This is a genomic window from Pseudomonas sp. MWU13-2862, from assembly GCF_023242495.1.
Taxonomy (GTDB): Bacteria; Pseudomonadota; Gammaproteobacteria; order Pseudomonadales; family Pseudomonadaceae; genus Aquipseudomonas; species Aquipseudomonas gingeri_D.
Genome location: NZ_JALMEZ010000024.1, coordinates 50,015 through 63,496, shown reverse-complemented (window position 1 = coordinate 63,496; position 13,482 = coordinate 50,015). Strand labels below are relative to the sequence as shown.

Here is a 13,482-nt window from a genome sequence, read left to right as displayed (position 1 = left end):
TATCCTTCAGCACGAGGGTGGCGGTTCTACAGGGCAACCCCACATAGATGGGTTATTTTGGCACGCCTCTTCAAACCCTGGGGGTAATATGAAAGGCACTATGCCATCCAGGATTTTCTCCACACCAGATTTACCGCCACTACCTCTCTTCCCATTGGTGTAATCCCACCAGTTTATGTGTGGACCCGCCTCGGGGTCACCTTCGGGTCGATTAGGATGCCCAGGATCGAGTCTGTATCCCTTTTTGCTGTCACCCGCTTGAGGACTGCCAAACTTCCCAGGCTCGCCCTTTGGAAGCTGGCCTCCTACGAGGTCATATACCGCACGAAGTGCAGCCTTGATACCACTAATGCTCGGCGCCAACCCATACGGGTCAGAAAACGAAAGTGGATTTGCATCAACATATGCATAAGAGTTACCACCGCCCGCCAATCCAATTGGATCGCTCTGCACATAGCGACCCAAGTTAGCATCGTAGTCCCGGTAGTAGTTGTAGCTCAGCTGTGTTTGCGCATCGTAGAACTGGCCAGGGAAGCGCAGCGGGATATGGGTGGCTGTGCCGCTGCCGGCCACATCCTCGTTGGGCAGTGCCGCGCCGTAGGCATCGCTGATCCAGCTCCAGACGATACCCTGGTGGGTACTGGCAAGCCGCGGGGTATTGAGATGGTCCGAGTGCAGATACACCAATTGGAAGCCGCTCGGTACGCCTTGGGTGTAGTTCAGTTCCACCTGGGCCAGCGGCATACCATCCAGCCAGATCCAGAAGCGCGTGACGAGGCGCTGACCGCTGGCACCATAGTCAGCTTGACCAATGACTTCTCCGCCTGGGCCGTACAGATAGGTACTGCCGCTGACGAGTGCACTGCTGACGGGGTCGTAAGTCAGCTTAAGAGTCCGTTGGCCCAGGTTGTTGTAGGTGAAGGAGGCAATGCGAAGGGTACCGGCCTGGTACACCGCGTTCATTCGGCCGCTGTCATCGTAGGTGTAACGCAAACCGGTAGTATTCTGCTGCAGGTTCCCCGCAGTGTCGTAGGGAAGTGTCAGCCCCTCCACTGTCGCCAGGCGATTGCTGTCCGTGGCTACAGTCGCGGTCTGGGTTTCGCTGATGGTGCCGGAGGCCAGATCCGTTGTGGTGCGCTGGGTCCGGTTACCGACGGCGTCGAGGGTGTAATCCTTTTGCGTGGTTGCGCTCTGCTCACGGGTCAGTCGGTTCAGCGCATCGTACTGGTACTGCACTGCGCCCCAGAGATTGCTCTGCTGGCTGGTGATATTTCCAACGGGGTCAAAGCCATACTGGTTTTGCCAGTTGCCGATGATTTGGGTCGTGAGCTGGTAGTCCTGGTCGTAGGTGCGGCTGAGGGTCAGGCCGTTGCCCCAGGTCAGTTGCGTGAGCGGGCCGAACGGGGCATAGGCGATATTGGCCGCAATAGGGAAGTTTTGACCGTTGAGGGTCAACGAAACCGCGTTGACCTGCCCTGCATTGTTGCGAGCATAGCTCACCGCCACATTGTCGGGGTAACCCTGTTGGGCCACTCGGCCAGCCGTATCGTAGCTGTACGTCGTTGAAGCATTGATGTTCAGACCGGCCAGGTTCAAGGCTCGGTTCAGGGCGATTCGTTGGCCGCGGTCATCGTAGACATAGGCCACGGTTCCGCTGGGATCCTGGATACCGGTCAGTCGACCAATGCCCCTATTTCCACCGTCGGTTTGGTCGTAGGTGTACACCACGTCCAAGGCCGGTGTGGCTGGATAGTGCTGGGCGGTCAGGCGATTCAGCGCATCGTACTGGTAGGTGGTCACGATCCCGCGTGCATCGGTTCTTTGACTAACGTTGCCGGCTTCGTCATAGGTGAAGCTAGAGGTGCCCCCATCGGGGCTTTTGATCTGCAGCACGCGGCCTTCAGCATCGTAGATGTACTGCGTTGTGACGCCTCGTGGATCAACCAGTTGGGTGATCTGGTTGTCGGTGTTGTAGGTCAGTGCGGTAATGCCGCCCAGCGGGTCAGTGACCTGTGCCACACGACCCAGGGCATCGAACGCTTGGTTGGTCGCATTACTGCGCGCGTCGGTTTGTTGAGTGAGTTGGTCGTTGAGGTCATAGGCATAGCGGGTGGTTTGTCCGCCTGCGCCGACCTGGGTGAGCAAACGGCCAAGTTCGTCATAGGCCCGTTGCTGCTGTAGCGTAAGCCCCCCACTAGCATCACTCAGTTGAGCAGACAGCCTATTCCCCATCGCATCGAGCGAATAACTAACTTTCTCGCCTGACGTATTGGTCACCGCAATCAGACGTCGCGCATCATCATAGGTGTAAGCCAGAAAGCTTCCATCGGGTGCGGTGATTTGGGTCAGATCCCCGACGGCGTTATAAGCGTACTGAGTGGTGGCACCAGCGATGCTGCTGGAGGCCAGCCAGCCCTGTGGGGTGTAGGTCAGCGTGGTGACCACGCCATTGGGATCGGTGACGGTTTGCGGGTTGCCGTAGCTATCAAAATTGGCGCGTGTCGAGACCTGGCCCAGAGCGTTGGTGATCGTAGTCAGGTTGCCCTGGGTGTCATAGGCAAAACTGGTGATATCCGCCACATCGGTGCGCGGACCATCGACCGTGGAGATTTGGCCCAGGGCGGTGTAGGTGTAATTGAGGGTTGTGGCCGAGACCGGTAAGGCTAGAAAACCACAGGCCAAGGCAAGCACGCCAAGACGAAAGGCAGCGTGGGGCATGTTCAGGTCCTTCTGAGAAAATGGGCGGCTCAATTGGGCGTCGTCTGTTGGCTTAATGGCCGGCCTTGGGCGTCGTAGGTGTATAGCGTGCTTCGTGTAGGCTCCACAACCTTAGTCTTCAGAAAACGTGAAGGGTCCCATTCGGTGGTGGTTGTGCGAGCCAGCGGCGTACCGCTGGCTTCAGTGCGGCTGGCCTCCAGACCTCGGGCGTTGTAGCTATAGGCAGTGACGTAGCCCTGGGCGTCGGTCTTAGTCAGCACCTGGCCGGCGGCGTTGTAGGTGTAGGTGGAGTTACTGGCGGGGCAGCTCGGCGTTGGCTCACCCTGAATAGCGGTGATGTGCTTTACGTCGTTGAGGGTGGTGAGCTGATAAGTCGTTTGCTTGCCAAGCTCATTGGTGACGGTCGTAGACCCATCCGTGTTATAGGCAATCAAGACCTTGCCTACCGCTCCAGGGCGTTCATTGGATATGGCTCTTCCCTGCGAGTCATAGCTCCAACTAGAAATTTGGATGCCGCGCTCATCGGTCAATCCCGTGAGTAAAGAAGGATTATTGGGATCGGTATATTGATATGAGCGCGTCTGAGTTTGGTTGCCGTTAGTTTGTGTAGCCTGAGTCAAGTGCGAGGAGTCATTGTAGGTGTAATTAATGGACAAGCCGCCAATGCTGAACTGATGAGGCTGGTGAAAACCATCCTCCTTGATCGTAAAAGTAACGCCAAAATTGGTTGTCACGCTAATCGTAGACAAGTCAACGTAGGTTAAGGTATAGATTTTTCCAGATGAATTGGTTAGCTGTGTAAGCTTGCCGCTACTGTTAAACGCATATTGATCATTTTGAGTGTCGACATAAAGCCAGTTGCTATTTTGAGTGGTGAGAACCCCCAGCTCATCCGGTGAGGCCGAGATGGTTTGGCCTTGAACATTAAAATAGGCCTCCCGCCCATCGCTCATCACGACCGTGGTCTGATTCGTGTCGAACCTAAGGTGCGCAGAAAAATTATGCCTCCAATATCCATCCGAGCTATTGTAGTACCTGGAAAATGAAAGTTGATCAGCCGCATTGCTTTGATAATCCACTTCCATTTCAAAAACATTTCCATTGGAGATATTTATAGGGTCTTTCACGAAATTGCACGCAAGCTCGTGCGAAGTTCCTTTTTGTTTTGGTGAATTATTATACCCACAAGTACCCGTTTCAACATCCAGTGATTGATTGGGAGGGCACTCAGCTCCTTCGAGCTCCGCATTCACTCCAGCCCCATATAAACCCCCTCCAGAAATATAATTAACGTAACAAATAAAATCAGTGTCGTCGTAACGAACAACATTCAAGTTTGAGTAATTGGTAAAACCAGTATTTCCGACAATTATCAAATCCCAAGCTTTTTTACAAGCACCATAAGGAGTAGAGTCAACTGATCCAGTATAAATGGCATTCCCAGTCCAGTAGTAATATGTCGCACTCGAAATGGACGAAAAAAATAATGAAGCCGCAAGGAGAAATATTAAATAAAATCGTTTAGATTGAAATACACGTGTCAAAAAATCGTGTACGCGCAAGGACCCGATTCTGATTGAAATGGTCGTATCACCTGATATAAATCCCATGTCGTTTTGTCCGTGATCGTAATTATTGGGAGTTTCGCGAGCTGCCATATGACAAATAATTTATTTAAAGTTATATCGAGCCTTGGTAAATAATTGATGCACTGTCGCAATCCGCGGTCGCATCTAACCCACAGGAGTCGCCTGTACGATGCACGCCATATTTAAACCAGTACTCATCCCATTGTTTCCTAAGCCACGTACAGAGCTTGTCGGTGTCGCTATATGGATAAAGCCTAGGATCCTTCGCCTGATACGTCCACGGCTTGTTCGCATATCGATTCATTGTAGCTTCACACGTTGTGTAGGCCGAGGGAGACGGATCCAGACCACCGGCGGTCCATATGCAAGGTGTCGCAATAGCTGAATTCCAAACGATTAGTGAGCAAAAAAATAAATAATAGTTTTCCTGAAATATAAAATCTAACGTTTGAGGTGTTTCGCATATTTTTTCCTTTCACGCCATTGGCATGAGCTTTTCCATGATCAACTCCAAGCGGTACACGGGCAATTAACTGACGCAATCTCCCCCGTGCCATGTGTGCATAGGCGATAGTTGAGGTCGATACTGGATGTGCGTAAAGAGCACAGGCCTGTGCACGAGCGCCAAAAAAAGGAAGTATGCTGCATGTTCAGGTCCATCTGAATGAAATGTTAGGCACCGTTTGTCTTCCTTGCACGACGTGGGTGTATAGCGTGATTCGTATGGGCTCCACAGTCTGAGTTCTCATAAAACGTGAAGGGTCCCATTCAGTGGTGATCGTACGAGCTAAGGGCGCGCCACTGGCTTCAGTGCGGCTGACTTCCAAGCCACAGTCATCGTAAGTACAAGGAGAGTTACTGGCTGAACAGTTGGTTGAAGGCTCGTCCTCAATCGCAATCGATGCGCTTCACACCTTCCATAAAATTAACTCACATCAGGAACGGGCAGTCGCCCTTTAACAGTCGCGACAAACTCATCTGGATCATCAGGAGTCACGAGCACTGACCTAATGGCCCCTCGATCTTTCTGAACACGTACGACCCCCCCAACTATTCTATTTCCGACTCGCAAAGTACGCATACCAGGCTTCAACGATTCCAAACCACTTATCCTGCGCACGTCCTGAATGCGCCCATAAGGAATCCTCATCACTGGCAAACCAAAAACTTCAATTTTAATTGACTCATGTGTCGTTTTGTACACGATGAGATAACGCCCACAAAGCTGAAATACCCCACACACGAATAGAACCATTACAACGCCAATAAAAAATACCGTTACTGTTTGCATGATGTCCCCAGCACGCCAGTATTCGTTGGGTATGTACTCGCATTAATACCTATTCCTGGCCCCACTGACAACGAGCCAATCCACGTTCCATCGCTTTCGCCAAACTGTACGGAGAATTGGACGGGGCCAGTACCAAGGTTGAATGAGTACGTATTGAATGGCCCTCCAAGCTCCCCGGCATTCGTCGCATTCGTAATATATCCACCACCGCCGATACCAGCAAAGGCACCCAGGGCCGCCGTTGTCCCACCGGGCTGCGCAGACGGAGCACTGCCCCCCCAACCGGGCCCACCAGCAAACGCCCCCCCGCTCGCAACTGCACCCACATTGACACCTTGAGTGCCCCCACCAAAAACTCCGCCACCTAGAGAGCCCGTAACGCCTACACCGGCAACTCCCCCTCCCGCTTCAGCCGCCCCACCGGCCAAGACACCAACGCCCCACAACCCAAGAGGATCAATGTAGCTAAGAGGGTTTCCGCTAACATATGCATACGTATTCATCCCCCCGCCCAACCCAATGGGATCGCTCTGTACATAACGCCCCAGATTGGCGTCGTAATCCCTGTAGTAGTTGTAGCTCAACTGCGTTTGCGCATCGTAGAGCTGGCCTGGGAAGCGCAACGGGATATGGGTGGCTGTACCGCTGCCGGCAACGTCTTCGTTGGGCAGTGCCGCGCCATAGGCGTCGCTGATCCAACTCCAAACGATGCCTTGGTGGGTACTGGCCAACCGCGGGGTGTTCAGGTGGTCCGAGTGCAGGTACACCAGTTGGAAACCACTCGGCACTCCTTGGGTGTAGTTCAGTTCCACCTGGGCCAGCGGCATACCGTCCAACCAGATCCAGTAGCGAGTGACGAGACGCTGACCGCTGGCATCATAGTCGGCCTGGCCAATCACTTCTCCGCCTGGACCGTACAGGTAGGTACTGCCACTCACCAGCGCACTGCTGACCGGATCGTAGGTCAGTTTGAGAGTCCGTTGGCCCAGGCTGTTGTAAGCAAAGGAAGCAATGCGCTGAGCACCGGCCTGGTACACGGCATTCATTCGACCGCTGTCATCGTAGGTGTAACGCAGCCCCGTGGTGTGCTGCTGCAAATTACCGGCAGCATCGTAGGGCAGCGTCAAGCCGTCCAGGGTCGCAAGGAGGTTGCTGTCTGTTGCGACGGTCGCCGTCTGGGTTTCGCTGACAGTGCCTGACGCCAGATCGGTCGTGGTGCGCTGGGTCCGGTTGCCGACGGCATCGAGAGCGTAGTCCTTCTGCGTGGTCGCGCTCTGCTCACGGGTCAGTCGGTTCAGGGCATCGTACTGGTACTGCACGGCGCCCCAGAGATTGCTCTGCTGACTGGTGATATTCCCCGCCGGGTCAAAGCCGTACTGGTTCTGCCAGTTGCCGATGGTTTGGGCGGTGAGTTGGTAGTCTTGGTCGTAGGTACGACTGAGGGTCAGGCCATTACCCCAGGTCAGTTGCGTGAGTGGGCCGAACGGTGCGTAGGCGATATTGCTGGCAATCGGAACGCTCTGACCATTGAGGGTGAGCGTCACCGCATTGATCTGCCCGGCGTTATTGCGAGCGTAATTCACCGACACGTTGTCGGGGTAACCCTGCTGAGCAACTCGGCCAGCGGTATCGTAGTTGTATGTCGTGGAGGCACTGATGTTCAGACCGGCCAGATTCAAGGTTCGATTCTGAGCGATCCGTTGGCCACGGTCATCGTAGACGTAGGACACGGTTCCGGTAGAGTCCTGGACGCCGGTCAATCGACCAATGCCCTTATTCCCTCCGTCCGTTTGGTCATAGGTATACACAACGTCCAGGGCCGGAGTCGCCGGGTAGCGCTGGGCGATCAGACGATTCAGGGCATCGTACTGGTAAGTGGTGAAGATCCCGCGTGCATCGGTTCTTTGCGTGACGTTCCCCGCATCGTCATAGTTGAAGTTCGAGCTACCGCCGTCAGGGCTGTTGATCTGCAACGCCCGACCTTCGGCATCGTAGAAGTATTGGGTCGTGACGCCTCGCGGATCAACCAGTTGAGTGAGCTTATCGGCAGTGTTGTAACTCAGCGCAGTGACGCCGCCCAGAGGGTCGGTCACCTGCACCACACGACCCAGGGCATCGAACGCCTGATTAGTGGCGTTACTGCGCGCATCGGTTTGCTGGGTCAGTTGGTTATTCAGGTCATAGGCATAACGGGTAACTTGCCCTCCCGCGCCGACCTGGGTGAGCAAACGACCGAGTTCGTCATAGGTGCGTTGCTGCTGACGCATCAAAGTGCCGCTCGCGTCCTTGACTTGAGAGGTCGTTCTGTTGCCCATCGAGTCAAGAGCATAGCTCTGCGTTTCTCCCAGGGTGTTGGTCACCGTGACCAAGCGGCGAGCATCGTCATAGGTGTAGGCTAAAAAACTCCCGTCAGGCGCGGTGATCTGGGTGAGATCTCCAACAGCATTGTAGGCGTACTGAGTGGTGACGCCGGCGATGCTACTGGACGCCAACCATCCCTGAGGCGTGAAGGTCAACGTGGTGACCATACCATTGGGGTCGGTGACGGTCTGCGGGTTGCCGTAGCTATCAAAGTTGGCGCGCGTCGAGACCTGACCCAGGGCATTAGTGATCGTGGTCAGATTGCCTTGGGTATCGTAGGCAAAACTGGTGATATCCGGCACATCGGTGCGCGGACCATCAATCGTGGCGACTTGGTTCAGTGGGGTGTAGGTGTAATTGATGGTCGATGCGCAAACCGGCAGAGCCAAAAAACCACTGGCCAACGCAAGAACACCGAGACGAAAGGCAGAGTGCGGCATGTTCAGGTCCTTCTGAATAAAAAGGTCATGCTCAGTTGGGCGTCGCCTGCTGACTCAGCGGCCTTCCTTGCGTGCCGTAGGTGTATAGCTTGGTTCGAGTAGGTTCCACAACCTTGCTCTTCAAAAATCGCCACAAATCGTATTGGGCGATGCTCAGCCGGGCAAACGGAGGCCGCTAGCCTCAGTACGGCAGACTTTCAGACCTTGGTCATTGAGATCAGTGACGGTCTACAGATCGCCATAACGGCCAAAATGGGTGCATGTAGGGACCTGCCCAGAGCATAACGACCATCTTCGGTGAATCCCCACCGAATGACTCATCAGCGATTCGACCTGCACCTAAAATGTCCGAGGACTGGAAGCCAGTCGGGCCGACGCGCCGGTACACCCTTAGCCCGTACAGACCACCTAGAAATGGGATCTTTTGCCCTTTTTGAAGGACAAGGTTGTGGGACCTACTCGAACTACGCTATACACCTACGACGCGCAAGGAAGGCCACCGAAGTCAGCAGGTGCCCCCAACTGAGCCCCGACCTTCAGAAGGACCTGAACATGCCGCACTCTGCCTTTCGTCTTGGTGCTCTTGCTCTGATCCTGTCGGTCCCAGCCTCCGCCTCTGCTCTCAATGACACCAACACCGTACTGGACCAAATCTCCACGACCGATGACCTTCGCACCGATATGCTGGATATCACCAGCGTTACATACGTAACGCTATTAATAACGGGCCGACGACAAATTACTTACCTAAACAGAGGGGGCAAATATGCACCCTTATGAATTCAGTGTTTCATTGAGGTTTTCCGGCGTTGATTTTGACCCAGAGCTGATTCCTGCCTCTCTAGGACTCGAGCCCACATCGAAGCACAGCAAAGGACAGACTAGAACAACACCCACTGAAAAATCCCTGAAAGGGGTGCATGAGACAAACTATTGTTCTTTTTTGTTATGCAAGAAGCGCAGCGGAGACTTGAATACATTTTTATCAGGCGAGCTCGATAAACTTGAAAAACACTCAAAGTATTTTGAAGCGCACATTGCATCCGAAAATAAAATCGAGTTTTTTATTGGGTGGTATGGAGCCGGGAACATTGGTGAGGTTTTCAGCTACCTTCTCTTGAGGCGCATGGGTGGACTGGGGATTGATATGGCGCTCGATATTTATGTTAGCTGACATAATTCCTCCAACAAAACCAAACATAGCTAGCCTGAGTATTCTCGCGAGGGCGCATAAATTAGACAGGGTGAGCAATGAGTACACCAAGGCACATTTTTTCAGGCTTACTTACCTTTTTCTTTACCATTAATTGTTTTGGACAAAGCTTTGGCTGGCAAGTCTATGAAAGCCATATAGATGCAATGGTAACATATGCATCAGCGGAAGAAGCATGCCAAGCCTCAATAGATTCCACCCTACAGGGAGTGTATGTAATACAACCCGGGAGCATGATTTTTCGGACACTTTCACCCCCGCTACCATTCGAAGCCACCCACAGGTTGACTTGTGAAGCTATGTACGTTCTGCAACCTGACTACTATGGAGGCGAGGATAACCAAGGACCTCTTCCCATGGTAAGAAAATACGGTGCGTTAATGTCGGCAATGGGAGATTGTGGGGTGGAGTTTGACCATTTAGATCTTTATTCTGGGATTTGCTATCAGGACGGAGAAGCACTCCCGAGGAAGGAAGCTGGAAACCCTGCGAGCACACCGGGCTGCGGAGGGATATCTACTGCCCAAGGGAACCCAATAAACGCCGCCACTGGAAATAAATTTCAAGACGAAACTGATTTTGAAGACAAAGTTTTCAGCATTCACAGGTACTACAACAGCACTCATAAAATATGGCAATTCAGTTACAGTGAAAGCTTAGAGATCGGCATTCAACAAGCAAGTTTAGTAAAGCCAGACGGAACCACTTCCATATTTTCCCTTGACAGCAATAAGATCGCAACAGCAGAATCGACAGAGACAGGTTCTTTAGTTTTTGATGGCACTCAATGGCTGTATACCGACAGCCAAAGAAATCAATTGGCATTTGACACGTCGGGAAATTTGATTTCCATCAAGCCGTTGACATCCGGCATTCAAACAATCACGACCATTGGTGTTAAAAAAATCATCACTTCGCCAATGACGGGAGAGGTAATGGAGATCACTCCGTATGGCACCGGTGTCCAAAGCTTCAAAATTGGGACCTTCGAAATCGTATATACCTACGATGATTCTCAGCGGCTTATAAACGCAACAAAAAACTATAATGGGACTCTCTCGACTCGACTGTATCACTATGAAGACGCCGCCAATCCTTTCGCATTAACCGGGATTACTGATGAGAGAGGGGTGAGAATGGCGACATGGTCATATGACAGTCAAGGACGGGCAATCAGCTCCGAGCACGCGGGTGGGGCGGGGAAAACGCTACTCGCCTACAATCCTGATGGCTCGACCTCCGTCACCAATGAGCTTGGCAAAGTTGCCACCTATAACTTTCAAAATTTCCAGGGTGCGCGCCGAGTCACCTCCATAATTGGAGAGCCCTCCCCAGGTTGCAGTGCCAGCAATAGCAGTTACGAGTATGACGACGCCGGCCGTGTAGTGAAAAAGACTGACAACACAGGAGTGGTGACTACTTACACCTATAACAGCAGAGGTTTGATGACCAGTCATACGGAAGGTGCGGGGTCTGCCGAACCGAGAGTGACAAATGTCGGATGGGCCCCAGACAGTGCGAATCCAACCTCTATTGACGGTAGCGGAAAAATCATCAGTTACGCCTATGATCATTCCGGCAACAAAATTTCTACAACCATTACAGGACCTGCTTCACCGCCACCTCCTCCAGGTGGATTCCCCCCCCTCCCGCCGCCCCCCGGAGGAGACGGCACTTCGCCTGTGCCCCTCCCTCATATACCAAGTGGGGTCAATTAGCCTTTCCCACCCAAATAGGGGGCTCGTTCTCTGAATAGCCCCCTCCATGCGCCCTAAAGCCCAAGAACTCACGAATGGGGCCCGCTGACCCCATTTGAAAGCGACTCACGGCGGCAGTAGAACTTCTGGTGGCTAGTTCTCGCAGCTCTAAGCAGCAGTTGGACAACATGCTGGGGGCCCCGCCAACCAGAGAGGCCAGCTCTTCGAGAGCGTGACCTTTCCCACATTTTTCCTGATGGGTATTGTTGTAGGCGGCGGCCTAAGATATACAACCTCGATGGCCGGATGCTGGCAATGCTTAGGTTCCCAAACAGAACCACCCCTCGATTTAGAAGGACCTGAAATCATGCGACTGCCCTGCTCTGCCGTGCAGCCCTTCAAGCACCTGACTCTTGCGCGCGCCCAACTGCATACCTTGCACTTCCCTGCCTTACGCAGCGACCCGCAATGAACGCCCTGACGTCTCCTGACCTCACGCAGAGCGCTGTTGAATGGCTTGTCGGGGCCGGCCGATTGAAACGCGCCGATGTCGAGCGCGCGCAGCAGTTGCAGGTCGGTCAGCACAAGCAAGATCCGACCGAGGTGCTGTTTCGCCTGGGTCTGGTGTCGGAACAAGACCTGGCGCTGGCCTGGTCAACGGTATTGGGCGCTCCCCTGCTACTGGCCGCTGATGCCCCCGAGATCAACGAGAGTCTCCCTGAGCTGTCCGTGCGTTTTCTCAAACACCACGGCGTGGTGCCCTTGTCCGCCGTGGATGGCGTGCTGCATGTGCTCATGGCCAACCCAACGCAGAACACCTCCATAGAAGCCCTGGTCTATGCCTGCCGATGCCCGGTCCGCATTTCGATTGGGTTGCGCAGTGATATCGAGCAATTGATCGAGCGTTACTACGGCCAGGGTCGAACCGCCATGGGCACGCTGATCGAAAATCTGGAAGACGATGCTGGTGATCAGACGGCTGATATTGAGCACCTGAAGGACCTCGCCTCCGAAGCCCCCGTAATCCGCCTGGTAAACCTGATTCTGCAGCGGGCCGTCGAGCAGCGCGCCTCCGATATTCATATCGAGCCGTTCGAAAGCCAGTTGAAGGTCCGTTATCGCGTTGACGGGGTTCTGCACTTGGCCGAAGCCCCGCCCGTAAGCTCCTCGGCAGCGGTCATTTCTCGCATCAAGATTATGGCCCGGTTGGACATCGCCGAACGGCGCCTGCCCCAGGACGGTCGCATCATGCTGCGGATCCAGGGCAAAGAACTCGATCTACGCGTGTCCACCGTCCCCACCAGCTTCGGCGAATCGGTGGTCATGCGCCTGTTGGACCGTGAGACAGTATCCTTCGACTTCCAGAGCCTGGGTTTCGACGGCGAGCGCCTGGACACTTTTCTTGATGTACTGGAACGGCCCCACGGCATCTTGCTGGTCACCGGCCCCACCGGTTCAGGGAAAACCACCACGCTCTACACCGCGCTCTCTCGACTCAATACCGCAGAGCGCAAGATCATCACGGTTGAGGACCCGGTTGAGTACCAACTGGAAGGCATCAATCAGATCCAGGTAAAACCCACCATTGGGTTGGACTTCGCTGGCGTCCTGCGCTCCATCGTTCGTCAGGACCCGGACGTGATTATGATCGGTGAGATGCGCGACCTGGAGACCTGCCGGATCGCAATCCAGTCATCGCTGACGGGGCACCTGGTGCTCTCAACCCTTCACACCAACAGCGCCGCCGCCAGTATCACCCGCCTGCTGGACATGGGGGTCGAGAGCTACCTGATCGCCTCCACCGTGAACGGCATCCTCGCCCAGCGGCTGGTACGTCGCTTAATACCTGAATGGCGCGAGGCATTCGAGGCGCCGGCAGAGCTGATCGCAGAACACCAACTGGATCAATACACCGACGCCAGGCCGATCCTGCTTTACCGCCCGAAAGAAGGTGCCCCCGGCACCGGGTACCAGGGACGCAGCGCCTTGACAGAATTGCTGGTCATGAACGAAACGTTGCGTTCGTTACTGATGCGCCATGCTGACGCCGCGACGCTCGAAGCCGCGGCACGGGCCTCTGGACTGCGCACGCTGTATGAGGATGGGTTGCGCCAGGCATTGGCCGGCATCACCAGCCTTGAGGAAGTCTTACGTGTTACACGCAGCGAGTGAG

7 protein-coding genes are annotated in these 13,482 nt (G+C 54.2%); 3 read left to right on the top strand and 4 right to left on the bottom strand.

Going from position 1 to position 13,482, the window contains the following annotated elements; genetic code table 11:
- Window positions 1-6: 6 nt before the first annotated feature.
- From M5C56_RS30755 to M5C56_RS30735, 4 genes are all read right to left on the bottom strand, one after another.
- Window positions 7-2,718 carry an RHS repeat-associated core domain-containing protein gene (locus M5C56_RS30755; protein WP_247263464.1) on the bottom strand — a complete coding sequence of 904 codons (2,712 nt, stop codon included), beginning with the start codon at window positions 2,716-2,718 and terminating at the stop codon, window positions 7-9.
- Window positions 2,719-2,747: 29 nt separating this feature from the next.
- Entirely contained in the window at window positions 2,748-4,376 is a 1,629-nt protein-coding gene (locus M5C56_RS30750) for a DUF6531 domain-containing protein (protein ID WP_247263463.1), read from the bottom strand.
- 856 nt (window positions 4,377-5,232) lie between these two features.
- Entirely contained in the window at window positions 5,233-5,598 is a 366-nt protein-coding gene (locus M5C56_RS30745; protein ID WP_247263462.1) for a hypothetical protein, read from the bottom strand.
- Window positions 5,586-8,399, bottom strand: coding sequence for an RHS repeat-associated core domain-containing protein (locus M5C56_RS30735; RefSeq protein WP_281438961.1), 2,814 nt, complete (start codon window positions 8,397-8,399; stop codon window positions 5,586-5,588). Before M5C56_RS30735 ends, M5C56_RS30745 begins: the two co-directional genes overlap by 13 nt.
- Before the next feature lie 766 nt (window positions 8,400-9,165).
- Here M5C56_RS30735 and M5C56_RS30730 point away from each other — a divergent pair.
- From M5C56_RS30730 to gspE, 3 genes are all read left to right on the top strand, one after another.
- Window positions 9,166-9,573 (top strand): DUF4279 domain-containing protein, encoded by a 408-nt coding sequence (locus M5C56_RS30730; protein WP_103496174.1) that lies wholly within the window; start codon window positions 9,166-9,168, stop codon window positions 9,571-9,573.
- A 395-nt stretch (window positions 9,574-9,968) separates the two neighbouring features.
- Entirely contained in the window at window positions 9,969-11,330 is a 1,362-nt protein-coding gene (locus M5C56_RS30725) for a DUF6531 domain-containing protein (protein WP_247263461.1), read from the top strand.
- A 447-nt stretch (window positions 11,331-11,777) separates the two neighbouring features.
- Entirely contained in the window at window positions 11,778-13,481 is a 1,704-nt protein-coding gene (gene gspE / locus M5C56_RS30720; protein WP_103496176.1) for a type II secretion system ATPase GspE, read from the top strand.
- Window position 13,482 lies beyond the last annotated feature (1 nt).

Excerpts from the sequence above, each read along its gene's own strand:
- M5C56_RS30745 (WP_247263462.1), bottom strand. The coding sequence starts at position 5,598 with ATGCAAACAGTAACGGTATTTTTTATTGGCGTTGTAATGGTTCTATTC.
- gspE (WP_103496176.1), top strand. The coding sequence starts at position 11,778 with ATGAACGCCCTGACGTCTCCTGACCTCACGCAGAGCGCTGTTGAATGG.
- M5C56_RS30730 (WP_103496174.1), top strand. The coding sequence starts at position 9,166 with ATGCACCCTTATGAATTCAGTGTTTCATTGAGGTTTTCCGGCGTTGAT.
- M5C56_RS30735 (WP_281438961.1), bottom strand. The coding sequence starts at position 8,399 with ATGCCGCACTCTGCCTTTCGTCTCGGTGTTCTTGCGTTGGCCAGTGGT.
- M5C56_RS30750 (WP_247263463.1), bottom strand. The coding sequence starts at position 4,376 with ATGGCAGCTCGCGAAACTCCCAATAATTACGATCACGGACAAAACGAC.
- M5C56_RS30725 (WP_247263461.1), top strand. The coding sequence starts at position 9,969 with ATGGTAAGAAAATACGGTGCGTTAATGTCGGCAATGGGAGATTGTGGG.
- M5C56_RS30755 (WP_247263464.1), bottom strand. The coding sequence starts at position 2,718 with ATGCCCCACGCTGCCTTTCGTCTTGGCGTGCTTGCCTTGGCCTGTGGT.